We start from the raw sequence: 15,199 nt of genomic DNA on the forward strand, positions 1-15,199 counted from the left end.
GAGTTGACCCATGCCCGACCTGTCCAGCGACCCGGCGACCACCCCCTCCGCGCAGACCCCAGGGAGCCCGCCCCCGGCCGACGAGCTGGTGACCACCCGCCACACCCTGGAGACCCCCGAGGGGACCCTCCACTACACCGCGGTCACCGGCCGGATCCTGGTCGGCACCGAGGAGATCGCCGACGGGGTGGCCAGGGGCACCGTCCCCACCGCACTGATGGGTGTCACCGGCTACACCCTCGACGACGCCGATGCGGCCACCCGTCCCATCACCTTCGTCTTCAACGGAGGGCCGGGATCGGCGTCGATGTGGCTGCACATGGGGCTGGTCGGTCCCCGGGTGGTCGACGCGGGCACCCCGAGCGCCCCCGCAGTCGCACCCTTCCGGCTCATCGACAACCCGCACACCCTGCTGCGCGGCAGCGACATCGTCGTCATCGACGCCATGTCGACCGGCTACTCGCGGGTGGTCGACGGAACCCGGCCGGGCCGCTGGCACGGCTGGAAGGCCGATGTCGAGCAGGTCGCCGAACTGATCCGGGTATGGTGCACCCGCAACGACCGGTGGACCAGCCCGATCTACCTGCTGGGGGAGTCCTACGGCACGGTGCGCGCGGTGAGCGTGGCCGAGCGCCTCCAGGAGGCCCACGGGATGTACCTGGCCGGCATCGTGCTGATCTCCAGTGTCCTGGACTTCGGCTCCCAGGACTTCGACAACCTGCGCTGGGACCAGGCCTGCATCCACTTCCTGCCCAGCTACGCGGCGATCGCCTGGTACCACGGCAGGCACCCCGGCCGCACCCTGGCGGAGGTGCTGGCCGAGGCCGAGGAGTTCGCCGACGGACGCTACCGGCTCGCCCTGGCGAAGGGGCGCCGGCTGGGGGCCGAGGAGCGCTCCCGGGTGGTGGCGGAGCTGGCCCGGATCGCCGGACTGTCACCCCAGTACGTCGACCGGTGCGACCTGAGGATCGAGCACATGCGGTTCTGCACCGAACTGCTGCGCTCCGAGGGACGGACCGTCGGCCGGATCGATGGCCGGTACACCGGCCCGTCGCGTTGCGGCACCGACGAGATGATGGACGCCGACCCCTCCGGCGATGCCACCCTGGGCGCCTTCACCGCCGCCACCCAGCACTACCTGCGCCATGAGCTCGGCAGTCGTTCGGAGGCGGAGTACCGGGTCTCCTCCGACCTGTGGAAGCACTGGAACTACCACGAGTTCGAGGGCCGGCCGGTCAATGTCACCGACAAGCTGGAGCGGGTGATGCGGGCCCAGCCCGGCCTGCGGCTGCGCATCGAGTACGGCCGCTACGACCTGGCCACCCCGTACTTCGCCGCCCAGGACATGGTCGACCACCTCCGCCTGCCCCAGCAGGCCTTCGACCGGATCGAGAACGCCTGGTTCGAGACCGGCCACATGCCCTATCTCACCGACCGTGCCGAGGAGGCCGACCAGATCTGCGCCTTCCTGGAGGGATTCGACCGGCACTGAGTCCTGGGTCGGAGTCCTGAGGTCGGGCTCGCAGAGGCCGGGGCCGCAGAGGTCTGATCACTGGGTCCGGGCGGCGTCCAGACGGCGGAAGGAGTCCAGTCTGGCCGCCGAGATCCGGCCGGCCGCCAGCGCCTCGTCGAGCCCGCACTCGGGGCTGCCGGCGGTGTGCGGGCAGCCGCGCGGGCAGTCGGCGGTGAACGGGTCCAGGTCGGGGAAGGCCGCCAGGACGTCGTCGGCGGTGACATGGGACAGCCCGAATGACCGCACCCCGGGGGTGTCGATGATCCATCCGCCCTCGGGCAGCGGCAGGGCGAGTGCCGAGGTGGAGGTGTGCCGACCCCGCCCGGTCACCTCGTTGACCTCGCCGGTGCGCCGGCTGACTCCGGGCACCAGGGCATTGATGAGCGTCGACTTGCCCACCCCGGAGTGTCCGACCAGCACGGTGACCCGATCGGTCAGCAGGTCGCGCAGCGGTGCCAGGTCCGAGCCGGGAGAGCTGGTGACCACCGGAACCCCGAGCGGCCGGTACATCGCGGCCAGCTCGTCGGCGGGCGCCAGATCGGCCTTGGTGAGGCACAGCACCGGCTCGGTGCCCGCCTCGTAGGCGGCCACCAGGATCCGGTCGATCATCCCGGTGCGCGGCGGCGGGTCGGCCAGTGCGGTGACGATGAAGATCTGGTCGGTGTTGGCGACGATCGGACGCTCGTAGGGGTCGGTGTCATCGGCGGTCCGGCGCAGCACATTGCGGCGCTTCTCGGTCTCGGCGATCCTCGCCAGGGTGCCCTCGGCCCCCGAGGTGTCGCCGTCCAGCCGGACCCGGTCCCCGACGATCACCGAGCGCCGACCCAGCCGCCGGGCCTTGGCGGCGACGACCTCCTGACCACTGGCAGGGATCGCGGCCCCCTGGTGGTCCCGGCGATGGGGGTGGTGCTTCTGCTGGTGGCCGTGGACCTGGTCGTCGAGCATGACCCGGTAGCGGCCCCGGTCGATCCCCAGCACGGTGCCCATCGGCAGGGTGGAGTAGTCGGGACGGTTCTTGGTCCTCGGCCGGGTACGCCGGGGCCGGTCGTAGGCGTCCTCGTCATTGGTGTCGATCCCCGAGGAGGCCAGCCGGCGGGGGCTCATCGGGGACCGATCATGTCGGACCACATCTGCGGGAAGTCGGGCATCGTCTTGGAGGTGCAGGAGACGTCGTCCAGCACGACGCCGGAGACCACCAGGCCGATCAGTGCGGCGGCGTGGGCCATCCGGTGGTCGTCGTGGCAGCGCAGAAGGGCGCCGTGCAGGGCGGCGGGGCCCCGACCCTCCACGACCAGGCCGTCGGGGGTCTGGCGGACCTCGGCTCCGACCGCCGACAGCTGCTCCTCCAGGGCGGCCAGCCGGTCGGTCTCGTGGCCGCGGATGTGGGCCACCCCGCTGATCCGGGTCCGGCCGTGGGCCAGGGCCGCCAGGGCGGCGACCACCGGGGTGAGTTCGCTGGCCTCGTGGAGGTCCACCTCGGCGTCGTGGAGCTGTTCGCCCCCGATGACGCTCAACCGGTCCCCGGATCGCGCGACCCGGGCGCCCATCGACCGGGCGACGTCCAGGAAGTCGACCCCGGGCTGGGTGGTGCGCTCCGGCCACCCCGGGATGGTCAGGCGGCCGGCGGTGACCATCGCGGCGGCCAGGAAGACCGCGGCGTTGGTGAGATCGGGCTCCACGGTGGCATCCATCGCGGCGATCGGGCCGGGGCGGACCCGCCAGTGATCCGGATCGGGGGTGCTCACCTCGACCCCCCGCTCGGCGAGCATCGTGCAGGTCATCGCGATGTGGGGGGCCGAGGGCACCGCCGGACCGCGATGGCGCAGGTCGATGCCGTGGGGGTAGCGGGCCCCCGACAGCAGCAGGGCGGAGACGAACTGGCTGGATCCCGAGGAGTCGATGGTCGCGCGGGGCCCGCCCAGACGGGCCGGCGGGTCGACGGTGAACGGCAGCCGGTCACCCTCGACCCGCACCCCGAGCTGGGACAGGCCCTCGAGGACCGGTGCCACCGGGCGTGCCGAGGCCGCCGGGTCGCCGATGAACCGGGTGGGTCCGGGAGCGGTCGCCGCGGCGGCCGGCAGGAAGCGCATCACGGTGCCGGCCAGCCCGCAGTCCACGGGCTTCTCGGCATGGTGCAGTCGGTCGGGTGGCAGGATCCTCAGGCGGCCGGGGCCCAGCTCCTGGAAGCCGACACCGAGGGCGGTCAGACCGGCCCTCATGAGCGTGGTGTCACGGCTGCGCAGTACCCCGTCGAGGGTGCTGGGGCCGTCGGCCAGACCGGCCAGCAGCAGGGCGCGATTGGTCTGGGACTTCGACCCGGGGACGACCACCTGGGCGTCCACCGGGCCCGGGGCAGTCGGCGCGGGCCAGCCGGACTCAGGCACCGATCTGCTCTCGGACCTTCTTCTGGGCCTTGCGGGAGGCCTTCGCCAGCTTCTTCTGGCTCTTGCGGGCGGTCTTGGAGGCCTTGTCCTGGAGGTCCTGGGCGCCACTGCTGACGGCCTGTCGGCGCTGGTCGGCCCGCCAGGCGAGGCTGGGCCGTCCGGCGGTGTCGCGGGAGGCCATCATCGCGGCTCCCAGCAGGGCGACATTGCGCAGCAGGATGCGACGTCCGGCAGCCCTCTCCTCCTTGGACAGGGTCTTGTCGGGAACCGAGGCGATGACATGGGGAACCATCGTGAGGGCCACCGTGGCGGCGCCGACCCGGCGCAGCAGGCCGGTGGCCATCGCCAGCCCGCCGAGGGCCTGTGCCGCACCGCTGAGACGCACCAGGGACTTGGTGTCCTCGGGGATCCGGGCGCTCACCGACGGCGGCAGAGTCCGCTGGAGCAGCGGGACGAGGCGGTCGGCGACCGGTTCGGCGTCGGCCACGAAGGAGTCGGGCTTCACCGCGGAGTTGGTCCCGTTGACGATGAAGTAGCTTGCGAACAGGGTTCGGCCCAGGCCGCGAATGATGCTCATGCCTCTATTCCTACCGTCTCCGGGCGGTCGGCGGAAGCAGATCGTGCCAACGAAGTCGGTTTCCGCCCGGCGTCCGGGCCGGTCGGGGCGGCCAACGGGCCGGTCCGGGCGGGAATACCGTGCCGGTACAGGCGTTAGGTGCTGTATGGCTTGTGCAATGCTGTGCCGCGAGCGCACCGCTCCGGTCCCGGGTCGTCGGGCCGGTGGGCTGGTCGCCCCGGGACGTCATGGGTCCGGTGGACTACGCTTGCAGCCGATGACCATCCCTGACACACCGACAGATGACGGGGCAGTCCCGGATCTGGCCGAGGAGACCGACGCGCAGCGGGCCGAACGGTTCGAGCGCGATGCGATGGGCTACCTCGACCAGCTCTACGGCGCCGCCCTGCGGATGACGCGCAATGCGGCTGACGCGGAGGACGTCGTCCAGGAGACCTACGCCAAGGCCTTCTCCTCGTTCAAGCAGTTCAGACCGGGCACCAACCTCAAGGCGTGGCTGTTCCGGATCCTCACGAACACCTACATCAACACCTACCGCAAGGCTCAGCGGCGTCCCCAGACCTCCGACGACGAGAATGTCGAGGACTGGCAGATCGCCCGCGCGGCCTCACACCAGGCGACCGGGCTGCGGTCGGCGGAGGTCGAGGCGCTGGACACGATGCCCGACGCCCAGGTGCTGAAGGCCCTCGAGGGGCTGTCGGACGACTTCCGTCAGGTCGTGATGCTGGCCGATGTCGAGGGCTTCTCGTACAAGGAGATCGCTCAGATCATGGGAACCCCGATCGGCACCGTGATGTCGCGACTCAACCGGGCCCGCAAGCAGTTGCGGGCCCAGCTGGTCGATGTGGCCGGCGCCCACGGGATCGGCCCGCTGGCCGGCAAGGTCGACCAGGAGACCCTGGATCAGGAGGTGCACTCATGAGCGCACAAGACGCCTTCTTCCCGGAACCCTCGCACTGTCCCGAGGAGGCGTGCGACTGGGCCCTGGGCCATCTCCAGGCCTTCCTGCACGGCGAACTCGACGAACAGGAGGCCGACACCTTCCGGCGTCACCTCGCCGCCTGCGAGTCCTGCCTGGACGAGGCCGATCTGGAGGCCGCTGTCAGCCGGGCACTGAGACGCTGCCACCACACGGTGCGCGCCTCCTCGTCGCTGCGGATGAGGGTCGTGCGGCTCCACATCGAGGGCTGAGACACCGCGAACAGATCCCGCGCACAGACAACCGCGTAAAGACGCGAACAGGGCTCCCGTCCTCGGACGGGAGCCCTGTTGCATCCCCGGTCACGGAGCCGGGGACGGCGCACCGGATGGTGCGTCAGATCAGGCGTTGGGACGCTTGCCGTGATTGGCGTTCTTCTTGCGACGCGCGCGACGCTTACGACCAGTCTTGCCCATGGCGCTCTCCTCAGCTCGGTCCACCCTCCCCACGGAGGGGCCGCGTGGATGCGCGGCAACGACCATATATTCTGCCCCACTGAGCCGCCTCGTCCAAATGGCCTGCCGCCACGCCCGGATCTCGCAGCCCTGTCCCGGACGGCGGTGGCCGATCGGGAGGCCGTGAGGGGCACCGGAGAGTGCGGACCGGGAACCGGGCCATAGAGTGTGACCATGCCCTCAATGGACCGTTTCATGGCGAGCCACAGCCGTCTCAACGCCGACGACGTCTCGTGGTTGGGCGAGGTCGTCGAGGAGTGGCAGATCCTCGCCGATATGTCCTTTTCCGACCTCATCCTCTGGCTCCCCGACGAGAACCCGCAGATCTACTGGGCGGCCGCCCAGATCCGTCCCGACACCGGACCCACCGCACTGGAGGACGACGTGGTGGGGGAGTCGATCGCCTACGACGACGAGAACCTCGTCACCGAGGCGTTCATGAGCGGCCAGATGTGCGAGACCAGCAACAACAAGCTGTCGGCCGGAATCCCGGTCGATGTCTGGGCCATTCCGGTGATCCGCCACGGCGAGGTCATCGCGGTGGTGGAGAGGCACACCAACCAGATGGGGGTGCGGGCCCCCGGGTCGACCGAGGACAACTACCTGGAGATCGCTGGCATCCTCTCGGAGATGCTGCACCACGGCCAGTTCCCGCTCTTCCCCGGACACGACCGGGCCCTGGCGCCCGGGGTGACAGACGGCGTCCTGAGGGTCGCGACCACCGGAATGGTGACCTATGCCAGCCCCAACGCGATGTCGGCCTTCCGCAAGCTCGGACTGTCGGGGGATCTGGACGGGGAGTACCTCATCCCGGTGGTGCGGGAACTGTGCCCCAATCTGCGCGACGTCGGCCAGACCGTGGGGATGGACCTGGAGGGTCGCTCGCTGCGGGAGACCGACATCGAGAACGCCGAGGCGACGCTGAGGGCACGGGTGCTGCCACTGCGCACCTGGCTTGACGACTTCGAGGTGCCCGCGGGCACCCTCATCCTGGTGCGCGACCTCACCGAGCTGCGCACCAGGGACCGGCAGCTGGTGACCAAGGACGCCACCATCCGGGAGATCCATCACCGGGTCAAGAACAACCTGCAGACGGTGGCGGCCCTGCTGCGGCTGCAGTCGCGGCGAATGACCAATGACGACGCCAGACTCGCCCTCAAGCAGGCGATGGCCAGAGTCTCGGCGATCGCGGTGGTGCACGAGATCCTGTCCCAGAACTTCGATGACGTCGTCGAGTTCGACGACGTCATCGACCGGATCCTGCGAATGGTCGGCGACGTCGCGGCCTCCTCGGGCCGGGTGGTCGCGCGGCGGGAGGGGAGCTTCGGAAAGGTCCGCGCCGATGTCGCGACGGCCCTGTCACTGGCCACCACCGAGCTGTGCCAGAACGCGATCGAGCACAGTCTGGCCTCCTCCTCGGGAGAGGTGGTGGTCCACCCCTACCGCAGGGCGGGACTGCTCATCGTGGAGATCTGGAATGACGGAAAACCGCTTCCGGAAGGATTCAGCCTCTCGGACCACCGCAAGTCCCTGGGACTGTCGATCGTCACGACTCTGGTCCAGGACCTCGGTGGCACCTTCACCCTCGAGAACAATCCCGACGGGAGAGGTACCCGGGCCACCATCAGCGCCAGGGTCGATCAGCCGGGAACGCAGATCGGCTGATCGACGACGTCAGGCCCGCCGGACCCGGGAACGGGACTGGCGGCGCTTGATGGCTCGACGCTCGTCCTCGCTCATGCCGCCCCAGACGCCGTGATCCTGGCCGGCCTCGAGGGCCCAGGCGAGGCACTCGGTGCGCACCTCGCACCGCGCGCAGACTTTCTTGGCCTCCGCGATCTGTGCCAGAGCGGGACCGGTGTTACCGATCGGGAAGAACAGCTCCGGGTCCTCATCGAGGCAGGCAGCCTTGTGGCGCCAGTCCATGCGTATGTCACTCCTTCTCTGCCCACCTGGGGTGGGTGGAAACTCACGATGTCCGGTGGTCCGCGGGACGGTCCACGACCTCAACCCGGACGGTCGAACCGCAGGGGGTCAACGACCGCGTTATGGTCCGACCAATAAAGTCTGACAACAGGATCGGCCATTGGCAAGACCTTTTCCCGTATTGCGGACAGCTGGTCAGGGCCGGCGGTCAATCGTGCAGGCTCCCGACTGTCTGTCCTGTGCGAAACACCGCCCTTATGATATGCGAGGCGGACCGGTTCGGGAAGGGTTTTTCCGAGGGATGAGGTCCCGACACAAGGAGGCGGCTCGTGGCTCAACCCGGCGCAACAGGCGGGCACACCGTCCACCGCTCGGTGCGGTCGGCCACCGGGTGGGGTCTGCTGGCGGCCCTCGGCAGCTGGCTCTCGGCCCTGGTGATCGCCGGCGTCGCGGTGGCCGTGATGATCATCGGCCACGCCCTGTTCTCGGCCGGCGTCGGCGTGATGCTGCTGGTCTACGCCGGAATCCTCGGCCTCATCGGGTGGGCCGCCGCACGGGGCGTCGGGTGGGCGGACGGGCTGCTCATCGCGAGCTCCCTGGTCCACATCGCGGTGGTGGTCACCCTGGTCCGCTCGGGTGCACCGGCATGGTTCCTGGTCTTCCTGGTGCTGGGCGCCGTCGTCCTGCTGGCGGCCGTGATGCTGGCGGTCGGCCACCGCGGACCGACCGCCTGAGCGACCGAGCCGGTCACCCGAGTGGACCGATCACCAAGGGGATGCGCACAGCCCTGAGCAGGGATTCACTCCACTGCTCAGGGCTGTGCACGATCTTGCTCAGGCTGCACCTGATCTGCTCAGGGCTGTGCCAGGGCAGCGGTCAGCAGGTCCTCCTCCTCGGCCATGTGCACGCTGTGCTGGCCCACCGACGAGGCCGCCGACGGAGGCCTCGCCACCACGGTGAGGGTGTCCAGCAGGCCCGGCTCCAGGGAGGACACCGCCTCGCGGAGGTGGGCCTGCATGAACGGCCACGGGCCCTGGTTCGCCGGCTCCTCCTGAACCCATCGGACATCGTCGACGTGGCGGTAGGGGGCCAATGCCTCCACCAGCTGCCGGGTCGGCAGCGGGTAGAGCCGCTCCATCGAGATGATCGCCACCTTCTCGGTCAGGTGGGCCTGCTCGCGACGCCGAACCAGCTCCCAGCGCACCTTCCCGGTGCACAGGATGACCTGCCGGACACCCGAGGGATCGGAGATCGACTCATCGCTGATCACCGGACGCCAGTGACCCTCGGTGAAGTCCTCCACGGTGGAGGCGGCCGCCTTGTTGCGCAGCATCGACTTCGGGGTCGCGATGACCACCGGCCGGTGCAGATTCACGTAGGCGTGGTAGCGCAGCAGGTGGAAGTAGCTGGCTGCCGTCGAGGGCTGGCAGACCGCCATCGCCTCCTCGCTGCACAGCGAGAGGAACCTCTCCAGACGGGCCGAGGAGTGGTCGGGCCCCTGACCCTCGTAGCCGTGCGGCAGGAGCAGGACCACCCCCGACTTCTGCCCCCACTTGGATCCGGCCGAGGCGATGAACTCGTCGATGATGGTCTGGGCGACATTGGCGAAGTCGCCGAACTGCGCCTCCCAGAGCACCAGGGAGTCGGGCCGGGCCACCGAGTAGCCGTACTCGAAGCCCAGCGAGGCGTACTCGTTGAGGGGGGAGTCGTAGATGTCCAGGTGGCTCCTGGCTCCAGGGATGTGGTTCACCGGCACGTAGTGCTTGTTGGTGGCCCGGTCGACGATCGCGCCGAACCGCTGTGAGAAGGTGCCCCGGCGCGAGTCCTGTCCGGTGAGGCGCACGTGCAGCCCCTCGGCCACCAGCGATCCCAGGGCGAGCATCTCGGCCGAGGCCCAGTCGATCGGCCCCTGGCCGCGCAGCGCGCGGGCGCGCCTGGCCAGCTGGGGGGCGATCTTGGGGTGCGGGGTGAAGCTGGCGGGCAGCACCTCCTGGGCGGTGGCCACCCGGTCCATCATCTCGGCGCTGATGGCGGTGGGCCGGTCCTTGTTCTTCTTGCGCGGGTAGTCGGGCACCGAGTCGTAGGGCTGGGCCTTTGAGGTGGCGTTGCGAACCTCCTCGAAGGCGGTCTCGAGCTTCCTGCGGAAGCTCGTCATCGCCGCGTCGGCGTCCTCCAGGGTGATGTCCCCGCGGCCGATCAGGCTCTCGGTGTAGACCTTGCGGGTCGACCTCTTCTGGGTGATGAGGTCGTACATGTGCGGCTGGGTGAAGCTCGGGTCGTCGCCCTCGTTGTGACCGCGTCGCCGGTAGCAGAACAGGTCGATGACGACGTCGCCGTGGAAGGTCTGACGGTAGGCGAAGGCGATGTGCGCGGCGCGCACCACGGCCGCCGGGTCGTCCCCGTTGACGTGGATCACCGGCGCCGCGATCGACTTGGCCACCCCGGTGGCGTACTGGGAGGTGCGTCCCTCGGCCGGGGAGGTGGTGAACCCCACCTGGTTGTTGACCACCACGTGGATCGTGCCGCCGGTCCGGTAGGGCCGCAGCTGGCTCATCTGGAGGGTCTCGAAGACCACCCCCTGGCCGGCGAATGCGGCATCCCCGTGCATCAGGACGGGCAGCACCGGGAAGTGCGAGGAGTCCGCCAGAACGTCGAGCTTGGCCCGGCAGATTCCCTCCAGAACGGGGTCGACCGCCTCCAGGTGACTCGGGTTCGCGGCCACCGAGGCCTTGATGCTGTGCCCCGAGGGGGCGGTGAACCGGCCCTCGTCGCCGAGGTGGTACTTGACGTCGCCCGATCCCTGGGAGTTGGAGGGCTCGGCATTGCCCTCGAACTCCCGGAAGATCTGCCCGTAGGACTTGCCGATGATGTTGGCCAGAACGTTGAGCCGGCCGCGGTGCGGCATGCCGATGCACACCTCGTCGAGGCCCTGGTCGGCCGCCTGGGTGAAGATCGCAGCCAGCAGCACGATGGCGGACTCCCCGCCCTCCAGGCTGAACCGCTTCTGGCCGACGTACTTGGTCTGCAGGAAGGTCTCGAAGACCTCGGCGTCGGTGAGCTGATCGAGGATCCGCAGGTGCACATCGCGCGACAGCGGGGTGTGCACCCGCTCGAACCGGTCCTGGAACCAGCGTCGCTGCTCGTGGTCGGTGATGTGCATGTACTCGATGCCCATCGTGGAGGCGTAGGAGTCGCGCAGGATCTCCAGGATCTCGCGCAGCGTGAGGTTGGCGCGCTTCATGCCGCCGAAGTTGTTGACCGGGAAGGACCGGTCGAGGTCCCACAGGGTCAGGCCGTGGCTGTTGAGCATCAGGTCGTGGTGGTACCGCGGCTTGTACTCGAGAGGGTCCAGGTCGGCCGACATGTGGCCGAACTGCCGCCAGGCGTCGATGAGGGTGATGACGCGGACCTGTTTGCTCACCTGGTCGGGGCGGCTGGCCATCCGGTCGGGGGCCCACTGGACGGGCGCGTAGGGGATCCGCAGGGACTCGAAGATCTCCTCGTAGAATCGGTCGGCCCCCAGCAGCAGCTTGTGGATGCGGCGCAGGAACTCCCCGGACTGGGCGCCCTGGATGATCCGGTGGTCGTAGGTCGAGGTGAGGGTGGTCACCTTCGAGATGCCGAGCTCGGCGAGCCGGGTCGGGCTGCCGCCCTGCCAGCCGGCCGGGTAGTCGATCGATCCCATCCCCAGGATCATCCCCTGACCGGGCATCAGACGGGGCACCGAGTGGTTGGTGCCGATCCCGCCGGGGTTGGTGAGGGATGCGGTGACTCCCTTGAAGTCCTCGACGGTCAGGGTGTTCTTGCGGCCTTTCGCGACGATCTGCTCGTAGGCCGCCCAGAACTGGCTGAAGTCCATCGCCTCGGCGGCTCTGATGGCCGGCACCACGAGCTTGCGGGTGCCGTCGGCACCGACCACGTCGATCGCCAGCCCGAGATTGACCGAGGGGTTCTCGATGATGTGGGGCTTGCCGTCGATCTCGGCGTAGGCATTGTTCATCGCCGGGACGTCCTTGAGGGCCCGGACCATCGCGAAGCCGAGAATGTGGGTGAAGGAGACCTTGCCGCCCTTGTTCTGGCTCAGGAAACGGTTGATCATCAGGCGGTTCTCGATGACCAGCTTCATCGGGATGTCGCGGACCGAGGTCGCTGTCGGCATCGACAGCGAGGTCTCCATGTTCTTGGCGGTGCGCATCGGGGCGCCGCGCAACCGTTCGGTGCGGGGCTCCGCCGGGGCTGCGGCGGGCGGCTCGTGGACCGGCTGGTCCGCCGACACCGGCGCCCGGTGCGGGGCGCCGGCCGGAGTTGACGGGGCGGGAGACGGGGCTGACGGGGCGGGGGAGGGTGCGGCCGAGGCCCTCGGGGCCGGTTCGGCCGGGGGAGCCGAGGGTTCCTCCCGCTGAGCGCGTCGGGGCTGGGGCGGGGTCGTCGTCGCGGTGGGGTCCGGTTGCGGGACCGGGTCTGCCTCGCGGGGGGCCGGGGCGGCGGACTCCGGGGCTCGCGGCGTCTCGGGGCTGCGGGGGGCCGACGTCCTCTCCTCGGCCTGGAAGAAGGTGACCCACTCGGGACCGACCGAGTCGGGGTCCCGTTGGAACTGCTCGCGCATCTCGTCTATCAGCCAGTCATTGGCCCCGAACTCCGCACTGGTCGGGGAGCTGGTGTGTCCGGCAGTACCTGATGCCACCTCTGCGCCTTCTTCCGTGGTCGATCACGGCACTGGGGTGCAGTTCGCCCTGTCCAGCGCCATTGCTCGTGACCCCGGTGCAGGGGCCGTCCTTGTCATGATGCTAGCGAGTCTCGGCAACCCGGCGGAGTTTCACCAGGGGCGAGATCGCCGATGAGCTGCGGGGGTGTCCGTCCCCGGTCCGCAGCGAGACGACCAGTGCCCACACGCACAGTCCGAGGGTGAGGATCGACATGGCGTTGCGGGTGGTGAGCAGGAGGATTCCCCAGCTGGTGGGTACGGGGGAGATGATCTGTCCGTAGCTCAACGGGTAGATGCACTGGGTGAGCACGGCGGTGACGAACAGCGCCCCGGCGATCATCAGGGTCAGGGGTCCCAGCCGTGCCGGTGCCCGACCCGGTCGGTCCGACTCGCCGGGCAGGCGGTCGAGCATCACCGCGACCGGTGCCCCCCACCACACGAAGTACTGGGGCGACAGGGTCTTGTTGCTCACGATCAGGGCGCCGATGATGACCGTCGCCGCCAGGATCGCCTGGCGGTGGCCGAGTCCACCGCGCCGCCAGGTGAGCCATCCGATCATCGCGGCGGCCGCCACCGCGATCATCATCAGCACCGAGGAGACCGCGACCCAGGTGTCGACACCGGGTCCGCTGATCTCATAGGCGTTGAACGGGGACATCCCCACCAGGTACTGGGCGCCATGGGAGAGCGCGTGCCGGATCATCGGGATGGTGGCCGGCACCGCCTCGACCTGAAGGCCGCGATCGGACTGCCAGCTCAGGGGAGAGACGGTGCGCGTCCAGCCGGTCAGCAGCAGCGAGGCCAGGGCCAGGCCGCCACCGGTGACGGCGAAGGTGACCAGGCGACGCACCGCCAGCCGGCTGCGTCCGATCATCGGCAGGATGAGCAGGGCCGGCCACAGCTTGATGGCCGCGCCGACCGCCACGGCCACCCCGCAGGCGCCCGGGTGACGGTGGAACCACAGCACGGCCAGTCCGATGCACACGGCGGGGACCATGTCGAAGCGGAACCACATCAGGGGTCCCATCGCCATCACGAAGAGGATCCACCACACCGTGCCGACACGGTGCCCGCTGTGCCACAGGGACATCGTCATGACGGCGTCCACGGCGATCATGGTGGCGGCGAAGAGGGGTATGAAGTAGCTCTCCTGGGCGCTGTCCGAGGCCCATGCAAGGACCTTCATCCCCCACACGACCGGCACCGGGTACTCGCGCATCACCTGTTCGATCGGCATCCGGCTGGAGGTCAGCCACCACCGGTAGTACTTGACGTCGCCGGTGATGTAGCTGCTGTTGGGCAGAGTGAACACCCGCAGCATCAGCAGTCGGGTGATGATCCACAGGGCCGTCACCGCGGATCCGGCCAGGAACTGGGCGCGGGCACGGTTGACTGATTGCTTCACCGGGTGGTCGGACACGACCCCCGACCTTACCGGCCGGCCGCTGTGACGGCACTGTGCCAGCGCTCGGGGCGGGAATAGACGCAGGAGCTCGGGGCGGGGCCCGGCACGGTGGGACGCGACGGGGCCGTCGTCAGCGCAACGGGACCGTCATCAGTGCAGCTGCTCGGGACGCGCGGCGTCCGGTGCGCTGTCCAGGTTGTTGAGGGCGCGGATGAGTCGGTACAGCGAGCCGACCTTGAAGGGGTCGAAACGGCAGACCAGACGCGGCAGGCCGAGGTGATCGTCGTCCCTGATCTCGCGGTGCAGTGGACCGCGGGAGCGGAATCCGCCGGATGTCAGCAGGTCGCCGAACCGCTCGTCCAGGTCGGCGATCTCGGCGGCGGTCGGCTCGGCCCTCAGTCGCAGCACGAGCCGGTCGTCCGCCCATCGCAGGGAGTCGTAGTTGCGCCAGAAGCCGGTGATCTCGTCGGCGGCGGCGGTCACCGAGTCGGTGAGCAGGACGCGGTCGAAGTCGTCGGGGGAGATCACCCCGGCGGGCAGCAGCTGTCCCTCGGCGAAGTCGCGCAGGCCGTGCCACAGTCGCCCACCGGGCTCGTCGAGAAGGACGATGGGAGTGGGTTCGGCCTTTCCGGTCTGCTGGAGGGTGAGCAGCTCGAACAGCTCGTCGAGAGTTCCGAACCCGCCGGGCACGTAGACGAATCCGTGCGACTCCTTGACCAGCATCAACTTGCGGGTGAAGAAGTACTTCATCGCGACATTGCGACTGCCCTCGATCGAGGAGTTGGGCTTCTCCTCGAAGGGCAGACGGATGGACACGCCCAAGGAACTTCGGGACCCCGCTCCCTCTGCGGCGGCCTGCATGATTCCCGGTCCGGCACCGGTGACGACCATCCAACCGCGCTCCGCGAGGGCGGCGGAGACGTGCCTGGTCTGCTGGTACGCCGGGCTGTCCGGCCTGGCGCGCGCCGATCCGAAGATCGTGACCTTCGGGGTCCGGGCGAAAGGGGCGAACAGTGCGAACGCGTCCCGCATCTCGGTGAGGGCGGCACTGGCGATCTTGAGGTCGAGGCGAGTGGTGCGATCGACTCCCAGACCTATTCCGGTCTCCAGGAGGCGTCTCACGAGCTTCTTGTTGTCGCTGACTCCGGCCTCGGTGAGGATGGCTCGGAGCTTCTCGGTGACCTCGGGTGGCACAACCTCTGAATTGGTCATGACCCCAGCCTCGCACAGCGACAGACCGGCAGGTTCTTCCGTA

Annotated in this window: 13 protein-coding genes; 5 read left to right on the forward strand and 8 right to left on the reverse strand. The window is 69.3% G+C overall.

All coding sequences use genetic code 11. From position 1 onward, the window contains the following. Nucleotides 1–307: 307 nt before the first annotated feature. A complete protein-coding gene (locus FEZ32_RS10645) occupies nucleotides 308–1,492 on the forward strand; it encodes a S10 family peptidase (RefSeq protein WP_331855830.1) in 1,185 nt (394 codons plus the stop codon). Between the two features lie 57 nt (nucleotides 1,493–1,549). On the opposite strand, the gene rsgA is transcribed toward FEZ32_RS10645, so the two are convergent. Genes rsgA through FEZ32_RS10660 form a run of 3 tightly spaced genes read right to left on the reverse strand, consistent with a single transcriptional unit; the run spans nucleotide 1,550 to nucleotide 4,474 of the window. Then, the gene (rsgA, locus tag FEZ32_RS10650) at nucleotides 1,550–2,617 is read right to left on the reverse strand and encodes a ribosome small subunit-dependent GTPase A (RefSeq protein ID WP_138680573.1); all 1,068 of its coding nucleotides are present in this window, start codon (nucleotides 2,615–2,617) and stop codon (nucleotides 1,550–1,552) included. After that, nucleotides 2,614–3,897 carry a 3-phosphoshikimate 1-carboxyvinyltransferase gene (aroA, locus tag FEZ32_RS10655; protein ID WP_244937857.1) on the reverse strand — a complete coding sequence of 428 codons (1,284 nt, stop codon included), beginning with the start codon at nucleotides 3,895–3,897 and terminating at the stop codon, nucleotides 2,614–2,616. Before aroA ends, rsgA begins: the two co-directional genes overlap by 4 nt. After that, the gene (locus FEZ32_RS10660) at nucleotides 3,890–4,474 is read right to left on the reverse strand and encodes a DoxX family protein (protein WP_127822663.1); all 585 of its coding nucleotides are present in this window, start codon (nucleotides 4,472–4,474) and stop codon (nucleotides 3,890–3,892) included. Before FEZ32_RS10660 ends, aroA begins: the two co-directional genes overlap by 8 nt. 256 nt (nucleotides 4,475–4,730) lie before the next feature. Here FEZ32_RS10660 and FEZ32_RS10665 point away from each other — a divergent pair, with 256 nt between their 5' ends. Both FEZ32_RS10665 and FEZ32_RS10670 read left to right on the forward strand, forming a co-directional pair. Then, a complete protein-coding gene (locus FEZ32_RS10665) occupies nucleotides 4,731–5,396 on the forward strand; it encodes a sigma-70 family RNA polymerase sigma factor (protein WP_051238359.1) in 666 nt (221 codons plus the stop codon). Next, complete coding sequence (locus FEZ32_RS10670; protein WP_138680575.1) at nucleotides 5,393–5,665, forward strand: zf-HC2 domain-containing protein; 273 nt, start codon at nucleotides 5,393–5,395, stop codon at nucleotides 5,663–5,665. Before FEZ32_RS10665 ends, FEZ32_RS10670 begins: the two co-directional genes overlap by 4 nt. 129 nt (nucleotides 5,666–5,794) lie before the next feature. Here the strand turns inward: FEZ32_RS10670 and FEZ32_RS14225 are convergent, their stop codons facing one another. Further along, nucleotides 5,795–5,869, reverse strand: coding sequence for a 50S ribosomal protein bL37 (locus FEZ32_RS14225; RefSeq protein ID WP_373887156.1), 75 nt, complete (start codon nucleotides 5,867–5,869; stop codon nucleotides 5,795–5,797). A gap of 213 nt (nucleotides 5,870–6,082) precedes the next feature. Between FEZ32_RS14225 and FEZ32_RS10675 the strand changes: the two genes are divergently transcribed. Then, the gene (locus tag FEZ32_RS10675; RefSeq protein WP_138680576.1) at nucleotides 6,083–7,573 is read left to right on the forward strand and encodes a sensor histidine kinase; all 1,491 of its coding nucleotides are present in this window, start codon (nucleotides 6,083–6,085) and stop codon (nucleotides 7,571–7,573) included. A gap of 9 nt (nucleotides 7,574–7,582) precedes the next feature. Here FEZ32_RS10675 and FEZ32_RS10680 read toward each other — a convergent pair whose 3' ends face one another. Further along, entirely contained in the window at nucleotides 7,583–7,834 is a 252-nt protein-coding gene (locus FEZ32_RS10680; RefSeq protein ID WP_138680577.1) for a WhiB family transcriptional regulator, read from the reverse strand. A 329-nt stretch (nucleotides 7,835–8,163) separates the two neighbouring features. Between FEZ32_RS10680 and FEZ32_RS10685 the strand changes: the two genes are divergently transcribed. Further along, a complete protein-coding gene (locus tag FEZ32_RS10685) occupies nucleotides 8,164–8,568 on the forward strand; it encodes a hypothetical protein (protein ID WP_051238356.1) in 405 nt (134 codons plus the stop codon). A 119-nt stretch (nucleotides 8,569–8,687) separates the two neighbouring features. Here the strand turns inward: FEZ32_RS10685 and FEZ32_RS10690 are convergent, their stop codons facing one another. The 3 genes from FEZ32_RS10690 to FEZ32_RS10700 all read right to left on the reverse strand — a co-directional run bounded on the left by FEZ32_RS10690 (nucleotide 8,688) and on the right by FEZ32_RS10700 (nucleotide 15,156). After that, a complete protein-coding gene (locus tag FEZ32_RS10690; protein WP_244937989.1) occupies nucleotides 8,688–12,440 on the reverse strand; it encodes a multifunctional oxoglutarate decarboxylase/oxoglutarate dehydrogenase thiamine pyrophosphate-binding subunit/dihydrolipoyllysine-residue succinyltransferase subunit in 3,753 nt (1,250 codons plus the stop codon). A 181-nt stretch (nucleotides 12,441–12,621) separates the two neighbouring features. Then, on the reverse strand, nucleotides 12,622–13,860 hold the full coding sequence (locus FEZ32_RS10695) for a glycosyltransferase 87 family protein (RefSeq protein WP_138680927.1): 1,239 nt from the start codon (nucleotides 13,858–13,860) through the stop codon (nucleotides 12,622–12,624). 234 nt (nucleotides 13,861–14,094) lie between these two features. Beyond that, nucleotides 14,095–15,156 carry an LOG family protein gene (locus tag FEZ32_RS10700; RefSeq protein ID WP_028703278.1) on the reverse strand — a complete coding sequence of 354 codons (1,062 nt, stop codon included), beginning with the start codon at nucleotides 15,154–15,156 and terminating at the stop codon, nucleotides 14,095–14,097. Between the last annotated feature and the right edge of the window lie 43 nt (nucleotides 15,157–15,199).

Origin of the sequence: Acidipropionibacterium jensenii, assembly GCF_005890135.1 — a bacterium.
GTDB lineage: Bacteria > Actinomycetota > Actinomycetes > Propionibacteriales > Propionibacteriaceae > Acidipropionibacterium > Acidipropionibacterium jensenii.

What these genes read in the sequence shown, in the direction of transcription:
- FEZ32_RS10670 (WP_138680575.1), top strand. Translation starts at nt 5,393, where the DNA reads ATGAGCGCACAAGACGCCTTCTTCCCGGAACCCTCGCACTGTCCCGAG.
- rsgA (WP_138680573.1), bottom strand. Translation starts at nt 2,617, where the DNA reads ATGAGCCCCCGCCGGCTGGCCTCCTCGGGGATCGACACCAATGACGAG.
- FEZ32_RS10695 (WP_138680927.1), bottom strand. Translation starts at nt 13,860, where the DNA reads ATGCTGCGGGTGTTCACTCTGCCCAACAGCAGCTACATCACCGGCGAC.
- FEZ32_RS10680 (WP_138680577.1), bottom strand. Translation starts at nt 7,834, where the DNA reads ATGGACTGGCGCCACAAGGCTGCCTGCCTCGATGAGGACCCGGAGCTG.
- FEZ32_RS10665 (WP_051238359.1), top strand. Translation starts at nt 4,731, where the DNA reads ATGACCATCCCTGACACACCGACAGATGACGGGGCAGTCCCGGATCTG.
- FEZ32_RS10645 (WP_331855830.1), top strand. Translation starts at nt 308, where the DNA reads ATGTGGCTGCACATGGGGCTGGTCGGTCCCCGGGTGGTCGACGCGGGC.
- FEZ32_RS10675 (WP_138680576.1), top strand. Translation starts at nt 6,083, where the DNA reads ATGCCCTCAATGGACCGTTTCATGGCGAGCCACAGCCGTCTCAACGCC.
- FEZ32_RS10690 (WP_244937989.1), bottom strand. Translation starts at nt 12,440, where the DNA reads ATGCGCGAGCAGTTCCAACGGGACCCCGACTCGGTCGGTCCCGAGTGG.
- FEZ32_RS10700 (WP_028703278.1), bottom strand. Translation starts at nt 15,156, where the DNA reads ATGACCAATTCAGAGGTTGTGCCACCCGAGGTCACCGAGAAGCTCCGA.
- FEZ32_RS10660 (WP_127822663.1), bottom strand. Translation starts at nt 4,474, where the DNA reads ATGAGCATCATTCGCGGCCTGGGCCGAACCCTGTTCGCAAGCTACTTC.